General features: G+C 72.6%; 11 protein-coding genes. 6 read left to right on the forward strand and 5 right to left on the reverse strand.

Annotated elements, in window-relative coordinates; genetic code table 11:
• Positions 1 to 40: 40 nt before the first annotated feature.
• The 3 genes from OG587_RS13930 (at position 41) to OG587_RS13940 (ending at position 4,705) form a co-directional block, all read left to right on the forward strand.
• A complete protein-coding gene (locus OG587_RS13930) occupies positions 41 to 2,950 on the forward strand; it encodes a hypothetical protein (RefSeq protein WP_329090332.1) in 2,910 nt (969 codons plus the stop codon).
• 184 nt (positions 2,951 to 3,134) lie between these two features.
• On the forward strand, positions 3,135 to 3,803 hold the full coding sequence (locus OG587_RS13935) for a hypothetical protein (protein ID WP_329090334.1): 669 nt from the start codon (positions 3,135 to 3,137) through the stop codon (positions 3,801 to 3,803).
• On the forward strand, positions 3,800 to 4,705 hold the full coding sequence (locus OG587_RS13940; RefSeq protein ID WP_329090335.1) for a hypothetical protein: 906 nt from the start codon (positions 3,800 to 3,802) through the stop codon (positions 4,703 to 4,705). The genes OG587_RS13935 and OG587_RS13940 overlap by 4 nt, the downstream gene beginning before the upstream one ends.
• A 121-nt stretch (positions 4,706 to 4,826) precedes the next feature.
• Here OG587_RS13940 and OG587_RS13945 read toward each other — a convergent pair whose 3' ends face one another.
• From OG587_RS13945 to OG587_RS13965, 5 genes are all read right to left on the reverse strand, one after another.
• Positions 4,827 to 5,378: a methylated-DNA--[protein]-cysteine S-methyltransferase gene (locus OG587_RS13945; RefSeq protein WP_329090336.1), complete on the reverse strand. Its 552-nt coding sequence runs from the start codon at positions 5,376 to 5,378 to the stop codon at positions 4,827 to 4,829.
• Complete coding sequence (locus OG587_RS13950; protein WP_329090338.1) at positions 5,375 to 6,784, reverse strand: AlkA N-terminal domain-containing protein; 1,410 nt, start codon at positions 6,782 to 6,784, stop codon at positions 5,375 to 5,377. The genes OG587_RS13945 and OG587_RS13950 overlap by 4 nt, the downstream gene beginning before the upstream one ends.
• A gap of 309 nt (positions 6,785 to 7,093) precedes the next feature.
• Positions 7,094 to 8,035, reverse strand: coding sequence for an NYN domain-containing protein (locus tag OG587_RS13955; RefSeq protein ID WP_329090340.1), 942 nt, complete (start codon positions 8,033 to 8,035; stop codon positions 7,094 to 7,096).
• Positions 8,036 to 8,136: 101 nt separating this feature from the next.
• On the reverse strand, positions 8,137 to 8,343 hold the full coding sequence (locus tag OG587_RS13960) for an acyl-CoA carboxylase subunit epsilon (protein ID WP_329090341.1): 207 nt from the start codon (positions 8,341 to 8,343) through the stop codon (positions 8,137 to 8,139).
• A complete protein-coding gene (locus OG587_RS13965) occupies positions 8,340 to 9,944 on the reverse strand; it encodes an acyl-CoA carboxylase subunit beta (protein WP_329090342.1) in 1,605 nt (534 codons plus the stop codon). The genes OG587_RS13960 and OG587_RS13965 overlap by 4 nt, the downstream gene beginning before the upstream one ends.
• A 101-nt stretch (positions 9,945 to 10,045) precedes the next feature.
• On the opposite strand from OG587_RS13965, the gene OG587_RS13970 reads away from it, so the two are divergent.
• From OG587_RS13970 to OG587_RS13980, 3 genes are all read left to right on the forward strand, one after another.
• Positions 10,046 to 10,831: an ABC transporter ATP-binding protein gene (locus tag OG587_RS13970; protein WP_329090344.1), complete on the forward strand. Its 786-nt coding sequence runs from the start codon at positions 10,046 to 10,048 to the stop codon at positions 10,829 to 10,831.
• Positions 10,832 to 10,857: 26 nt separating this feature from the next.
• Complete coding sequence (locus OG587_RS13975) at positions 10,858 to 12,582, forward strand: hypothetical protein (protein ID WP_329090347.1); 1,725 nt, start codon at positions 10,858 to 10,860, stop codon at positions 12,580 to 12,582.
• Positions 12,583 to 12,702: 120 nt separating this feature from the next.
• Positions 12,703 to 15,339: a phosphoenolpyruvate carboxylase gene (locus OG587_RS13980; protein WP_329090349.1), complete on the forward strand. Its 2,637-nt coding sequence runs from the start codon at positions 12,703 to 12,705 to the stop codon at positions 15,337 to 15,339.
• The last annotated feature ends 70 nt before the right edge of the window (positions 15,340 to 15,409 follow it).

The following is a 15,409-nucleotide window of genomic DNA, read 5'->3' on the forward strand; positions in this document are numbered from 1 at the left end:
CCGGTTGACCGAGGACGAATCTGGACGGGGAGGGAGACGAATGCCCACGCGACAGCCCGCGCGCATCAAGGCCAGGCGCACACCGGGAGACCTGCTGGCGGGTCTCGGCGCGCTGGCCGTCCTGGTCGCGCTCATCGCGGGGGTCCCCTACGCCCTGTTCCGGCTGGCCGGGCCGCCGCTCCCGCCCGAGCTGCTCAACCTCGACCTGCTGACCAGCCAGGTGGGTACGAGCACGATCGTCGCGATCCTCGTGCTGCTGGTCTGGCTCGCGTGGCTGCAGCTGGTGGTCTGCGTGCTGGTCGAGATCTACGCCGGGCTGCGCCGGGTCGGCATGCCGGCCCGGGTGCCGCTCTCCGGCGGCACGCAGATGTTCGCCAACCGGCTGGTCTCGGCGGCGATGCTGCTGTTCACCGTCTCGGCGGTGGCCCTGCCGATCGCGAAGCTGACCAGCCTGCCGCCCGCCGGTCCCAGCGTCGTCGCCACCGGACTGTCGTCGACGTCCGGCCCGGCCGCCGACGAGCGGGCCGAGCTGGAGCCGGTGCGCAAGGCCAAGAAGGTCTACGTGGTGCAGCCGCCGCACGGGCGCCACCACGAGAGCCTGTGGGAGATCGCGGAGAAGTGCCTGGGCGACGGGCGCCGGTATCCGGAGATCTACCGGCTCAACCAGCACAAGGAGCAGCCCGACGGCAGCCGCCTCCACATGGCCGACCTGATCAGGCCCGGCTGGGTCCTGGACATGCCGGACGACGCGCGCAACATCCACATCGTCCCGGCCTCCCAGCCGCGCGACGACACCCTCAAGGACCACCGGGACAAGCCGGTGGAGCTGGACGGCCGTACCCAGACCTTCACCCCCGGCCGCGCGGACCTTCCGGCGGAGCCCGCGCCCGAGGTCGCCGACCCCCGAGAAAGAGCCGGTGAGAGGATCGGCGCCGACGGGACGCGGGAGACCGGCCCGGCACCGGAGCGCAGGGACACCTCCCGCGACCCGGTGCCCGCTGAGCGCCCCCCGCACACCGTGCCCGACACGGCGCCCGTCACAGTACCCGACAGCGGGCGGCAGGACCCCGGGCAGGTGGAGCCGCGAGACCCGCCGGCGGTGGCGGAACCCGCCGAGAGCGGGCAGGACACCGGGCTGGGGATGCTCGACTACCTGGCGGGGGCCTCGCTGGCGGCGGCGGGACTGCTGGCCGCCCTCGGACGCAGGCGCAGGCAGCAGCTCTGGCACCGGGCGTTCGGGCACCGGATCACCCGGCCCAGGGACGACGCCGCCCAGGCCGAGCTCGCGCTCAGGCTCGGCGCCGACGCCCCCGGCAGCCGGATGCTCGACGTCGGCCTCCGGCTCCTCGGCAGGTCCCTCGCCGCCCAGAACCGCGTCCCGCCCACGGTTTACGCCGCCCACCTGTCGCCGCAGACCCTCGACCTGTGGATCCACCCGCCCGACCCCGACGCGCCCGCGCCCTGGACCGCCCACGACGGCGGCCAGGTCTGGCGGCTTCCCGCGCACGAGGGCCGGATGCTCGACGAGCGGGCGCTCGCCGACGCGCCCGCTCCGTACCCGGGGCTGGTCTCGCTCGGTTCCAACGGTGAGGGCCGGGTGCTCGTCGACCTGGAGGCCGCCCACGGGCCGATCAGCATCAGCGGCCCGCACACCACCGCGGCCCTGGCCGCGCTCGCCGTGGAGCTCGCCACCAACCGCTGGTCGGACCGGATGCGCGTCACGCTGGTCGGCTTCGGCGAGGAGCTGACCGTGATCGCCTCCGATCGGATCAGGTACGTGGGCGGTCTGGCGGAGATCCTGCCCGAGCTGGAGGCCGGAGGGCGCGATCACGGCGGTGAGGTGCTCACCGGCCGGATCCACGGGCGCGCCGCCGACCCGGTCGCCGCGCCGCACTACCTGCTGTCCGCGATCGCCCCCACCCCCGAGGAGGGCCGCCGCCTGGCGCTGCTCGCCAGGAAGGGCGTCAGGACCGCCGCCGGGTACGTCATCGCGGGCGACGTGCCGCACGCCACCTGGAACTGGACGATCACCGAGGAGGGCCGTGCCGAGGTGGACGCGCTCGGCTTCGACGTGGCCGCGCAGCTGCTGCCCCGCCGCCAGTACCGGGCGCTGATCGACCTGTTCCTGGCGGCCGAGCGGCTGGAGGGCGAGCCGCTTTCCGACGAGCCTGAGCCCGTCACGCAAACGCCCTCGGTCGAGGTGCGCGTCCTCGGCCCCGCCGAGGTCGTCGGCCCCCCGCCCATGGAGGAGGGACGGGCCGTGATCGCCGTCGAGATGGCCGTGTACCTGGCGACGCACCCCGGCGGCGTCCACCCGGTGGTGCTCGGCGGCATCCTCTGGCCCAGGGGCGTGCAGTCGGTGGTCAGGGACGCCACGATCGCCAGGGTCGTCGCCTGGCTGGGCACCGACAGTCAGGGGCGGCCCAACCTCTACGCCGACGAGTCCGGGCGGCTCCGGTTCGGCCCCGAGGTGCGCACCGACTGGATGCTCTTCCGCGACCTCGTCCGCCAGTCGCACGCCAACCCCGCCGGGCGTCCCGCGCTCCTCGAGCGGGCACTGGGCCTGGTACGGGGCCCGCTGCTGAACGGCCGCCCGCGTGGCCGCTACGCCTGGCTCGCCGCCGACGACCTGGAGTACAACGTGACCGCGGGCGTCGCGGACGCCGCGCACCGGCTCTGCGAGGTGTGGCTGGCCCGCGGCGAGACCGACCAGGCCGTGGCGGCGGTGCGTGCCGGGCTGCTGCTCGCCGCGGACGACGAGGGGCTCTGGCGCGACCTGCTGCGGGCCACCCACCTCACCGCCGACCCCGTCCGCCTGCGCGCCGTGGTCGACGCGCTGCACCGGCGGGCCGCCTCCCACCCCTACGGCGGCGGGATGGCGCCCGAGACCGAGGCCCTCATCGACGAGCTGCTGCCCTCGTGGCGGATGCGCTCGGCCCCGACGGCATGACGGGCCCGGCGGGCCCTGCGGGGCGGACCGGCGTGGACGGGCGGCCATGAGACGACGAGCGGGTGCGGAGCGGGCCGGAACGGGGCGAGCGGGTGCCGGCGGACGAGGCGGGACGGAGGAGGTGGCCATGCCGAATCGTGCATATCGGTGGTTTCGGCAGGCAGGCACTCCTAGCGTGATCCGTATGCGTGCTGTGATCGCGCTGGCCCTGCTTCCGGCCCTCGTCCTTCCGGCCTGTGCCCCGCCGGAGACCAAGCCGTTCGTCCCCATGGATCTTTCCGCCGACGCCGACGCCGACGCCGACGCCCCCGCGACCGCCTCCCCGCGACGTTCCGCGACCGGGGAGGCGCCGGGGCCGAGGACGGAGACGGTCAGGGTCGCGCCGGGCACGAAGGTGGTGGTCGAGTGGCCGGCCGCGCCGGACGCGAACACGAAAGCGATGATCGAGGTCTTCCGCGACTTCTACGCCGGGTCCTTCAAGGCCGTCGTGAGCGGGGGCGGTGACACCACCTACCTCTCCAACCTGGAGATGGTGGTGGTCAACGACGTGTTGTCCTGGAGGCAGCGGTTCCTCGACGAGCACCGTTCGGTACGCGGGACCGCTCGGCTCTACGCGCTGAACGTCAGCGCGCTCGTCGGACGCGGGGCCCAGCTGGACGTGTGCGTCGACCAGAGCGGGATGCAGATGATCGACACGACGACCGGCACGAAGGCCCGCCGCCAGTCCAAATGGACGCGCGAGCCCTTCCTCCAGAGCGCGGGCATGCGGCGGGGCGACGACGGGGTATGGCGGATCGCGATGTTCCGCCACGCGGTACTTCCCAGTGAACGCGCGAAGGGATGTCTTCGATGATCGCGAACGTCATCATTGCGGGGTTGCTGCTGCTCGATCCCGGCCCCTATGGCGAGGGCTTTCAGGACGGGTCGACCGCCGGGGTCCACCTGGAGAACTCCAAGATCGTCCTCACCGGGACCGGGCTCAGCGGCAAGAGCGACGGTTACCAGCTCAAGCGCCCCTGCTGGTACGAGCCCGATGACAGCGCCGTCGGCATGCTGCAGCGATTCAACAATCCGGAGGCGTGGCAGGGGGACGAGGTCAGCAGGGAGAGATACCGGCAGTTCCTCGAGCAGTTCAAGGACAAGATCGGCCAGGAGGGATCCTGGTGGACCCCGGCCTACAACGGGAGCGACCCGAAGGGCTCGGCCTGCAGCCTCGACCTGGCGCCGTTCGTATGGGTGGAGCCCGGCACCACCCCGCCCAACGGGCTCACCATAGAGGATCTCGTGGACATCGCCCGTGCCGCGCTCACCGTGCCCGAGCCGAAGATCGAGCTCAATCCGGACGTCAAGAGCTACGTCAACCTGCCGACCTGGGTCTGGCTGGGCGACGTCGGCGAGACCACCAGGTCCGTGACCGCGACGCTGCCCGGGGTCATGAGTGCCACCGTGACCGCCAACCTCACGGACATCGAGATCAAGTCGGGCACCACCGACGACCGGGCGACGGTCGAGACCGGGGGGTGCGGCCAGAGCGGCACGCCGTACAAGAAGGGCGCCAAGTTCACCTGTGGTGTGAACTATCTACGGGCCTCGGTCGACCAGCCGCGTGGCGTCTACGTGCTGGAGGTCACCTCGGCCTGGGAGATCGACGTCGAGGACGACGTGGTGCCCTTCGTCTACGAGCCGGTCCAGGTCGGGGCCACCCGTGACGTCCCCGTGGGCGAGGTGCAGAGCACGGTCGAGAAGACCGGTTAGCGGTTCCCCGCCTACGACCCGGTCGACGTCGGGGCCACCCGTGACGTCCCCGTGGGCGAGGTGCGGGGCACGGCCGGGAGGGCCGGTCAGCGGTCCGGGCCGGCCGCGTACCTCTGACCGGTCACGGCGAGACCGGCCGGCCGGCCTCCTCCCGGCCCCGGAGCCGTTCGGCGGCCGGTGCCCCCTCGTGGGTGAGCAGCCACTGCTTGACCGGGGTGCCGTAGTAGTAGCCGCCGAACCCGCCGGTGGACGGCAGGACGCGGTGGCAGGGGACGAAGGGCGCGATCAGGTTCCGCGCGCACGCGGAACCCGCGGCCCTGGCCGCGGTCCTGGGCAGCCCCGCCCGCTCGGCGAGCTCGGCGTAGCTGATCGTGACGCCCGCGGGCACCTGGCGCAGGGCGGTGAGCAGCCGCTGCCGGGTGGGCGTGCCCGGCTGTTCCACCGGCACCGCGTCGAGGGCGGTCAGGTCGCCGTCCAGGTAGTCGCGTACCGCCCGTGCCGGTCCGCCCAGGTCGCCGGTGAGGGTGAGCCCTTCGGCGCGCAGCTCCGGGGAGAGCCGCGCGAACATCTCCTCCGGCCCCGTGGTGGTGAAGCCCGCGGCCAGCAGCACGCCCTCGCGGGCGAGCATGGCCAGCGGGCCGGCCGGGGTGTCGAGAACCTGTGCCTCTATCATTCCGAGCTCCAAAGGTGCAGCGCGGCGTACGCCCGCCAGGGACGCCACCGCTCGATGTGATTTTCGGGGATGCCCAGGCAGGCCATGGCCCGCCGCAGGCCGAGGTCTCCGCCCGGCCAGGCGTCCGGGTCGCGCAGCGCCCGCAGCGCGATGTAGCCGGAGGTCCACGGCCCGATCCCGGGAACCTCCAGCAGCCCGGCCGCCGCCCGCGCGGGCTCCTGCGCGCCGTCCAGGTCGATCTCGCCGCCCGCCACCCTCGCGGCGAGCGCCTTCAGCGTCGCGACCCGCCGCCCGGTCAGGCCCAGCCCGCCGAGGTCGGCCTCGGCGAGCTCCTCCGGGGTAGGGAACAGGTGGGTGAGCCCCTCCCGGCCGGTGGGGCGCCCGGCCCTGGCCGTGACGCGGCCGAGGATGGTACGGGCGCCCGCGACGGAGATCTGCTGGCCGATCACGGCGCGGACGGCCACCTCGAAGCCGTCCCAGGCACCGGGCACGCGCAGTCCCGGGCGGGCGGCGACGAGCGGTCCCAGCGAGGTCTCGCCGAGGGCCGAGGAGATGGCCTCAGGGTCCGCGTCGAGGTCGAGGAGGCGGCGGCAGCGGGCGACGATCCTGGCCAGGTGGCGGGTGTCGTCGACGCTCACGTCCAGCCGTACGTGGCCGGGGCCGGGGGTGAGGGTGATCGTGCCGCCGGGGACGGCGCGGCGGTAGGACGTGTCGTCCACGTGTTCCAGCCCCGGGATCGCCCGCGCCCCCAGGAACCGCATCAGGGTCGCGGCGTCGTACGGCTCCCTGCGGTGCAGCCGCAGGGTCAGGGCGTCGCCGCACACGCCGGGCCTGCTCCCCGTCGTCGCCCGCAGCTCGCCGGGGGTGAAGCCGTAGGTGTCCTTCATGGTCGCGTTGAACTGGCGGACACTGCCGAAGCCCGACGCGAACGCCACGTCGACGATCGGCAGCCCGGTCTCGGTGAGCAGCTGCTTGGCCAGCAGCAGGCGCTTGGTCCTCGCCACGGCGAGCGGGCCCACGCCGATCTCCGTGGTGAACAGCCGGTGCAGGTGCCGTCCGGTGATGTGCAGCCGCCCGGCCAGCCGGGTCATCCCGCCGTCGTCCGCCACGCCCTCGTCGATCAGCCGGAGCGCCCGGCCGATCAGGTCGCCCCGGTGGTCCCAGCCGGGATCGCCGGGACTCAGCTCGGGCCGGCACCGCTTGCACGGCCGGAACCCGGCCGCCTCGGCGGAGGCCGCGTGGCGGTAGAACCGCACGTTGCGGGTGGACGGAGTGCGGGCCGGGCAGATCGGCCGGCAGTAGATGTTGGTGGAGGTGACCGCCGTGTAGAACCGCCCGTCGAACCGGGCGTCCCTCGCGGCCACCGCGCGGTAACAGGAGTCGAAGTCGAGCTCTCTCACGGACACGTTGACGACGCTACCCGCGGCGCACGGGGTACGACTGGCGGGAATCGGACGTGGTCGTGGCGGCCGTCACGGGAGGGGGGACGGCCCGCCGGAAGGCCGGGAGGCCGGGGATCGGCCCTGGTCGTGGCGACCGCCACAAAGACCGTCACAAAGACCGCCACAAGGAACCGCCACAAGGAGAGGACGGCCCGCCGGAAGGCCGGGAGCGGGACGTGGCCGTGGCGGCCGTCACGGGAGGGGCGGGGGTCGGGCACGCGAGAAGCGCCCCGCGCGGGGGAGGCGTCACCTCACGGAGAGCCTCAGGGGGCGTCACTTGGAGGAGACGCCGACGCCGATCTCGAACTCCCGGTAGACGCGGGCCCAGAATCCGTCGCGGAGCCAGACGCGTGCCTCGGGGTACGGGCGCAGGGAGTGGCCCAGCTCCTTCTCCGCCTCGATGAGCAGCTCGGTGTCGATCACCGTGGGCAGGATCGGCCCCGGCAGCAGGTCGCGGATGTTGTCGCGGCCCCGGGTGAGGATCCACTTCTGGGCCACGTGCTCGCCGACCTCCTCGACGCGCGGGCGGCTCGGACCCAGCTTGGTGACCTGGCCCACCGGGGCCTTGGGCTTGGCGGCGGTGCGCCCGGCGAAGACCTGGGCGGGGGAGGGGGCGATCGGGGGCACCGGCACCGGGACGGGCGCGGGGGCGCGGCTGAAGAAGGACCGCAGGAAGTCGGCGCTGATGATCTCGACGGTGTCGGACTCCCAGACCAGGCGCTCGGCCTGGTTGGTGCCGTAGGGGGGCTCCACGCCCCACAGGTGGATCCGCACCCCGTAGGCCTGGGCGGCCTCGACGGCGGGGACCATGTCCTCGTCCCCGGCCAGCAGTATCGTGTCGCTCACCGCGTGGTGCCTGGCCAGCGCCTCCAGGTCGCTCCTGATCTGCGCGTCCACGCCCTTCTGCTGGCCCCGCGCGTTCAGGTTGCCCAGGCGCACCTTGACCCACGGGAGCTGGGCGATGACCCGCTGGTCGACGGTCGGCACCCGGTCGCGGGCGGCGTCGTACCAGTAGATCCGGAGCAGCTCGCCGTGGATGCGCTCCTCCGCGTGCTTCTGCAACGCCTGGATCAGCTCGTCCGCCGCCACCCGGTATTCCTTGCGCTCCTTCGCACTCAGGAGCACCTCCCCGGCTGCCGCGTACAGATAGCCGACGTCGACCAGGACGGCGTACTTCGCGGGGATGGGATGTGACGTGAGGTCCAGGATGGTCATGTCGTCCTCCAGGCCTCGGAACTAGCTGATCGGCTGACTATATGCGCCCATTTCTTAGATGGTCCCAACTCTTGCGCAACTTGACACCCCGTTCTCGGGATCTATCTCGGCAGTGCGCTCGATCGCCACGCGCCTTGTCCGACAGGAAGTACTTTTCGCATGCGATGTGAGTGATTGCTCCAGGATTTCGACGTCTGCGGGGCTTTCGACGCCGGACTCGCCGGTGCGGCACGCGTCGAGAGGGCGATCACCACGGCGGCGATCTCCTCGGGGGTCGCGTCCCCTTTAATGATCTTCAGATGTCTCACAGCGGGATGTTCCCGTGTTTCTTCGGGGGCAGGGTCGCGCGCTTGTTGCGCAGGGCCCGCAGCGCCTTGACGATCTGGACCCGGGTGTCGGAAGGGCGGATCACGGCGTCCACATACCCCCGTTCGGCCGCGAGATACGGGTTGGCGAGCGTGTCCTCGTACTCGGTGACGAACCTGGCCCGCTGGGTGTCCGGATCCTTGGCCGCGGCGAGCTCGCGCCGGTAGAGGATGTTGACCGCGCCCTGCGCGCCCATCACCGCGATCTGCGCGGTCGGCCAGGCCAGGTTGACGTCGGCGCCCAGGTGTTTGGACCCCATGACGTCGTACGCCCCACCGTACGCCTTTCTGGTGATGACCGTGACCAGCGGCACGGTCGCCTCCGCGTAGGCGTAGAGCAGCTTGGCGCCGCGCCGGATGATCCCGTTCCATTCCTGGTCGGTGCCCGGCAGGAATCCGGGGACGTCGACGAATGTCAGGACCGGAATGTTAAAGGCATCGCATGTACGGACGAATCTCGCGGCTTTCTCGGAGGCCGAGATGTCCAGCGTGCCGGCGAAACTCAGCGGCTGGTTGGCGACGATCCCCACGGAGCGCCCCTCGACCCGGCCGAAACCCACCAGGATGTTGGGCGCGAATTGCGCGTGCACCTCCAGGAATTCGCCGTCGTCCAGGACGTGTTCGAGGACCGTGTGCATGTCGTAGGGCTGGTTCGCCGAGTCGGGGATCAGCGTGTCGAGCTCGCGGTCCTCGTCGGTGGTCTCCAGCGGCGGATCGGCGTCGAACGCCGGGGCCTCGTCCATGTTGTTGGACGGCAGGTAGGACAGCAGCGCCCTGGCGAACTCCAGGCAGTCGGCCTCGTCGGACGCCTCGTAGTGGGCCACGCCCGAGCGGGAGTTGTGCGTGTGCGCCCCGCCGAGCTCCTCGAACGTCACCTCCTCGCCGGTGACCGTTTTGATCACGTCGGGGCCGGTGATGAACATGTGCGACTTCTCCGACACCATCAGCACGAAGTCGGTGAGCGCGGGCGAGTAGACGGCGCCGCCCGCGCAGGGGCCCATGACCAGCGAGATCTGCGGGATCACCCCGGAGGCGTGGACGTTCCGCTTGAAGATCTCGGCGTACAGGCCCAGCGAGACGACGCCCTCCTGGATGCGCGCCCCTCCGGAGTCGTTGATGCCGACCACCGGGCAGCCGGTCTTCAGCGCGTGGTCCATGACCTTGACGATCTTCTCCCCGAAGACCTCGCCCAGGGACCCGCCGAAGACCGTGAAGTCCTGGGCGAACACCGCCACCGGGCGGTCGTCGACCGTGCCGTACCCGGTCACCACCCCGTCGCCGTACGGCCGCTGCCGCTCCAGGCCGAAGCTCGTGGACCGGTGCCTGGCGAGCTTGTCGAACTCCACGAAGCTGCCCTCGTCGAGGAGGGCGAGCACCCGCTCCCTGGCGGTCATCTTCCCGCTCGCGTGCTGCTTCTCGACGGCGCGCGCCGAACCCGCGTGGGCCGCCTCGCCCAGGCGGCGCTCCAGGTCGGCCAGCTTCCCGGCCGTGGTGTGGATGTCGGGTCCGGAATCCAACGGCTCGGCGCTCAGGGACTCGCTCATCCCAGCAGGGTAACCGTGCCCTCACATCGCGAACTATCGGGGGCGATCGTTCGTTTCCCGTGCGGGTCGGCCGATCGGAGGACCCTGGAAGGGGAGGCGCCATGCCGGACGTCACGGAGGCGGTAAGGACGCGAGGGCTGTTCAAGAGGTTCGGGCAGCAGGTGGCCGTGGGGGGTGTCGACCTGGTGGTGCCGCGGGGCGGTTTCGCCGGGCTGGTCGGCCCGAACGGCGCCGGGAAGACCACCACGCTCAGCATGGTCACCGGCCTCCTGCGTCCCGACGGCGGCTCGGTCCACATCGGCGGCGCCGACGTCTGGCACGACCAGGTCGCGGTCAAGGGCCGCATCGGGGTGCTCCCCGAGGGGCTGCGCCTGTTCGAGCGGCTGTCGGGCAGGGAACTGCTCTCCTACAACGGCCAGCTCCGCGGCATCCCCAGGGCCGAGGTGGGACGGCGGGCGGAGGAGCTGCTGAGGGTCATGGACCTGGCCGAGTCGGCCGACAAGCTCGTCGTCGACTACTCCACCGGCATGCGCAAGAAGATCGGCCTGGCCGCCGCGCTGCTGCACAATCCCAGCGTGCTCTTCCTCGACGAGCCGTTCGAGGGCGTCGACCCGGTCAGCGCCAACACGCTCGTCGAGGTGCTCAGGCGCTACACCGCCTCCGGTTCGACGGTGATCTTCTCCAGTCACGTCATGGAGCTCGTCGAGCGCCTGTGCGACTGGGTCTCGGTGATGGACCGCGGGCTGATCGTCGCCCAGGGGCCGCTGGACGAGGTCAGGGCGGGCCGCGGTCTCAACGAGGCCTTCCTCGGCCTGGTCGGCGCCCGGGACGGCGACGGCGCGGGCGGACAGGAGGGCCTGTCGTGGCTGGGCTCGACCCCGGCGTGAGCGCGCGGGACCAAAGGGGTGACGGGGTGAACACGGGCGACGGTGACGACGGTGACAGGGCAGGCGGCGCGGGTGGCAGGGCGAGCGGGGCCGGTGGCGACGCGGTGAGCGCGGACGTGCGGGGAGGTGTCGGCGCGGGGACGGACGTGAGCATGGGCGCGGGGGGAGGCGCGGGGACCGTGCGGGTGGGGCCCATGGTCTTCGTACGGCTCAAGCTGCGGCTCGTCGCCGGAAACCTGAGCGGCAGCACCCAGCGCCTGCTGGGGTTCGTCTTCACGGCGCTCGCCGCGTTCCTCTTCGGCACCCTCGGTTTCCTGGCGACGGCCGTGCTGCGCCTCGCGCCCGCCGACATCGCCCTGGAGGCCGTGACCGTGCTGTTCACCGTCTTCCTGGTGAGCTGGGCGGTCGTGCCGCTGCTGGCGTTCGGGCTGGACGACACGCTCGACCCGTCGCGCCTGGCCCTGTTCCCGCTGCGGACCGGCCAGCTCGTCACCGGCATGTTCGCCGCCTCGGTCACCGGCGTGTGGCCGCTCGCCTCGCTGGCCGTCATGGCCGGGGCCGTGGTCGGCCTGGCCACCGGGATCGGCGGGGTGATCCTGGGCGCGGTCGCCGTGCTGCTCCACTTCGCGCTCTGCGTCATGATCTCCCGGCTGGTCACCACGTCCCTGTCGGGCCTGCTGCGCACCCGCAGGGGCCGCGACGTGCTGGCCGTCTCGGTGGTCTTCTTCGTCCTGGCGGCTCAGCTGCCCAACCTGCTGCTCAACGGCGGCCTGTCGGCCGACCCCCGGGCCGTGCTGCACGGTCTCGCCTCGGTGCTGCGCTGGACCCCCTCCGGCGTCGCGGCCGGTTCCATCGCTGACGGCGGCCTGACCGCGGTCGCGGGGGTGGTCCTGCTCGCCGTCCTGATCGCCGGGGCCGGGTGGCTGTGGATCGCGGCGCTGCGCCGCGCCCTGGTCTCCCCCGACGCCTCCACCCAGGGCGCGGCGGTGCGCAACTCCCGGGGTCTGCTCGCCAGGGTCCTGCCCGACGGCCCGCTCGCCGCGGTCGCGGGCAAGGAGCTCAAGTACGCCCGGCGCGACCCGCGAGGCAGGGTCGGCTGGTTCGCCGCCATCGCGGTCACCGGCGTCATGGCCTTCTCCCTGTACGGGGACGGCGACGGCGCGGCCGGGGGCGTCCTGGCGATCGCCCCCGCCTGCATCGGCGCGGTGATGATCAGCATTCAGTGGTGCAACGCCTTCGGCATCGACGGCCGCTCCCTGTGGATGAACGCCGTCGCCTACGGCACCGACCGCGACTGGCGTACCGACATCGCCGGGCGGCACCTGGCCGTGGCGACGATCGCGGTCCCGCTGCTGCTCGTGCTTGCCACGGTCGCGGCACTGCTGGCCGGGGACGTCCGCTGGGCGGTCCCGGCCGCGCTCACCGCCTGGGGCGTCCTCGGGGCCGGACTCGGCGTGGGGGCGCTGACCAGCGTGCTGATGCCGTACACCGTGCCCGAGCGCCTGAACGCCTTCACCGGCGCGGCCCCCGGGCAGGGCGGCGTCGCCTTCGTGGCGTCGTTCGGCGCGCTGATCGGCACCGGCCTGCTCGCGCTGCCGATCGCCCTGCCGGTCGTGCTGGGGCTCACGTGGGTCAGCGCGCTGGCGGTGCCGTACGGGCTGCTGCTCTCCTGGGGTGGCCGCAGGGTCGCGGGAAAGATCGCCTTCGCCAGGTATCCGGCGCTCCTGGAGGCGAGTTCCATGGCCACCTGATGGCCACCTGACGGCTCCCCGATGGCCGTCGAGCGGCCTGGGAAGGGCCCTCCGAATGGTCTAGTCCAATGGGTGAGACCGGTCTCCGTTCACGAAAACGGACTAGGTACGCTGGCGGGCATGCCCGCCACCGTGTCCCACCAGGCAGAGCGTTCCTCCGCTGTCACCGAGATGCCCGACGAGCTGCGCGCGGACGTGCGACTGCTCGGTGGGCTCCTGGGGCAGGTCATCGCCGAGCATGGCGGCGATGACCTGCTCGCCGATGTCGAACGGCTGCGCAAGGCCGTCATCGGCGCCCGCAGAAAGCAGGTGTCGGTCGACGAGATCACCGCGATGGTGGCCGAGTGGCCGATCGACCGCGCGGTGCAGATCGCCCGCGCGTTCACGTGCTACTTCCACCTGGCGAACCTGGCCGAGGAGCACTTCAGGATCCGCACGCTCAGGGTCCGCGACACCGGCGAGGAGCCGCTGCCCGAGTCCCTGGCGCAGGCCGTCCAGGAGCTCGGCGACGACAAGGTCGCCGACCTGGTCGAGGGGCTGCGCCTGCACCCCGTGCTGACCGCGCACCCCACCGAGGCCCGCAGGCGCGCCGTGGTCACCGCGATCCAGCGCATCAGCGGCCAGCTCGCCGCGTACAACAGCTCCGACAGGGGCGCGGCCGAGCGGGCGGAGACCCGGCGGCGGCTGCTGGAGGAGATCGACCTGCTGTGGCGGACCGCCCAGCTCAGGTCCACCAAGCTCGACCCGCTGGACGAGGTGCGCACCGCGATGGCGGCCTTCGACGAGACCCTCTTCCGGGTGGTCCCGCAGGTCTACCGCGCCCTGGACGCGGCGCTCGGCGGGAGAGGCGGCACCGGCAAGCCGCGGGCCCGCGCCTTCATCAGGTACGGCAGCTGGATCGGCGGCGACCGCGACGGCAACCCGAACGTCACCTCCAAGGTGACCAGGGACGCCGTCCTCATCCAGGCCGAGCACGTGCTGATCGCCCTGGAGAACGCCACGCTCAGGATCGGCCGCTCGCTCACCCTCACCGCCGACTACACCCCCGCCTCGGCCGGGCTGCGGGCCGCGCTGTCGGGCGCCGTGAACGACCACCCCGACGTGGTCTCTGAGATGGCCACCCGCTCCCCGAGGGAGCCGCACCGGCAGTGGCTGATGTTCGTCGCCGCCCGCATCGCGGCCACCCGCCAGCGCGGCCTCGACCTGGCCTACCGCTCGCCCGAGCAGCTCCTGACCGACCTGCGCACGGCCCAGGACTCGCTGGTCGAGGCCGGGGCGAACCGGCAGGCGTACGGGGAGCTGCAGCACCTCATCTGGCAGGTGGAGACGTTCGGCTTCCACCTGGCCGAGCTGGAGGTCCGCCAGCACTCGCAGGTCCACGCCGCCGCGCTGGAGGAGATCGCCGCCGGGCGCACCTCCGAGCGGACCGAGGAGGTCCTGGCCACGATCCGCACGATCGCCTGGATCCAGGAGCGGTTCGGGGTGACCGCCTGTTCCCGCTACGTCGTCTCCTTCACCCGCTCGGCCGACGACATCGCCGCGGTCCACGCGCTGGCCGCGCACGCGATGGGCGGCCGGGCGCCCCGGCTCGACGTGGTCCCGCTGTTCGAGTCCGGTGCCGACCTGGCCGCCGCTCCCACCGTCCTGTCGGGGATGCTGGAGATCCCGGCCGTACAGGCCAGGCTGGCCGACGACCGGCGCCTGGAGGTCATGCTCGGCTACTCCGACTCCGCCAAGGAGCTCGGCCCGGCCGCCGCGACCCTGAAGCTCTACGAGGCCCAGGAGGCGCTGGCCGCCTGGTCGGCCGAGCACGACGTGCCGCTGACGCTGTTCCACGGCCGGGGCGGCGCCCTGGGCCGGGGCGGCGGCCCGGCGAACCGGGCCGTGCTCGCGCAGGCCCCCGGCTCGGTCGGCGGCAGGTTCAAGGTCACCGAGCAGGGCGAGGTCATCTTCGCCCGCTACGGCCACGACGCCATCGCCCGCCGCCACATGGAGCAGGTCACCTCGGCGGTGCTGCTCGCCTCCACCCCGTCCATCGAGGCCCGTACGGCCGAGGCGGCGGGACGCTTCCGCGGCGTGGCCGAGCGGGTCGCCTCCGCCTCGGAGAAGGCCTACCGGCGGCTCACCGAGGCGCCCGGGTTCCCCGAGTGGTTCTCCCTGGTCAGCCCGCTGGAGGAGATCGGCTCGCTCCGCCTGGGCTCCCGCCCCGCCCGGCGCGGCCTCGGCGCGCCCCGGTCCCTGGACGACCTGCGGGCCATCCCGTGGGTGTTCGCCTGGGCCCAGACCCGGGTCAACCTGCCGGGCTGGTACGGCCTGGGCAGCGGCCTGGAGGCGGTGATCTCCGAGGCGGGCCTGGACGAGCTGCGCGCCGCCTACCGCGAGTGGCCGCTGTTCGCCTCGCTGCTGGACAACGTGGAGATGTCGCTGGCCAAGACCGACCGCGACATCGCCGCCCGCTACCTCGCGCTCGGCGCCAGGGACGACTTCGTCGAGCAGGTCCTGGGCGAGTACGACCTGACGCGCCGCCTGGTCCTGGAGATCACCGGCCACACCCGCCTGCTGGAGGACCGCAAGGTCCTGTCCCGCGCGGTGCAGCTCCGTGACCCGTACGTGGACGCGCTCTCCCACCTGCAGTTGCGTGCCCTGTCCACCCTCCGCGCGGACGAGGGCTTGTCGGAGGACGAGCGCGAGCGCCTGTCCACGCTGCTGCTCCTGTCGGTCAACGGCGTCGCCGCGGGCCTGCAGAACACCGGATGATCCGCGAGCCTCTTCACGGCCGGGGCCTCCCGGCCGTGAAGAGGCTCGTACCGGCCGTGGGCGGACCGCA

This window comes from Streptosporangium sp. NBC_01469 (assembly GCF_036227305.1).
GTDB lineage: Bacteria > Actinomycetota > Actinomycetes > Streptosporangiales > Streptosporangiaceae > Streptosporangium.

What these genes read in the sequence shown, in the direction of transcription:
- OG587_RS13930 (WP_329090332.1), top strand. Translation starts at nt 41, where the DNA reads ATGCCCACGCGACAGCCCGCGCGCATCAAGGCCAGGCGCACACCGGGA.
- OG587_RS13935 (WP_329090334.1), top strand. Translation starts at nt 3,135, where the DNA reads ATGCGTGCTGTGATCGCGCTGGCCCTGCTTCCGGCCCTCGTCCTTCCG.
- OG587_RS13940 (WP_329090335.1), top strand. Translation starts at nt 3,800, where the DNA reads ATGATCGCGAACGTCATCATTGCGGGGTTGCTGCTGCTCGATCCCGGC.
- OG587_RS13945 (WP_329090336.1), bottom strand. Translation starts at nt 5,378, where the DNA reads ATGATAGAGGCACAGGTTCTCGACACCCCGGCCGGCCCGCTGGCCATG.
- OG587_RS13955 (WP_329090340.1), bottom strand. Translation starts at nt 8,035, where the DNA reads ATGACCATCCTGGACCTCACGTCACATCCCATCCCCGCGAAGTACGCC.
- OG587_RS13965 (WP_329090342.1), bottom strand. Translation starts at nt 9,944, where the DNA reads ATGAGCGAGTCCCTGAGCGCCGAGCCGTTGGATTCCGGACCCGACATC.
- OG587_RS13970 (WP_329090344.1), top strand. Translation starts at nt 10,046, where the DNA reads ATGCCGGACGTCACGGAGGCGGTAAGGACGCGAGGGCTGTTCAAGAGG.
- OG587_RS13980 (WP_329090349.1), top strand. Translation starts at nt 12,703, where the DNA reads ATGCCCGCCACCGTGTCCCACCAGGCAGAGCGTTCCTCCGCTGTCACC.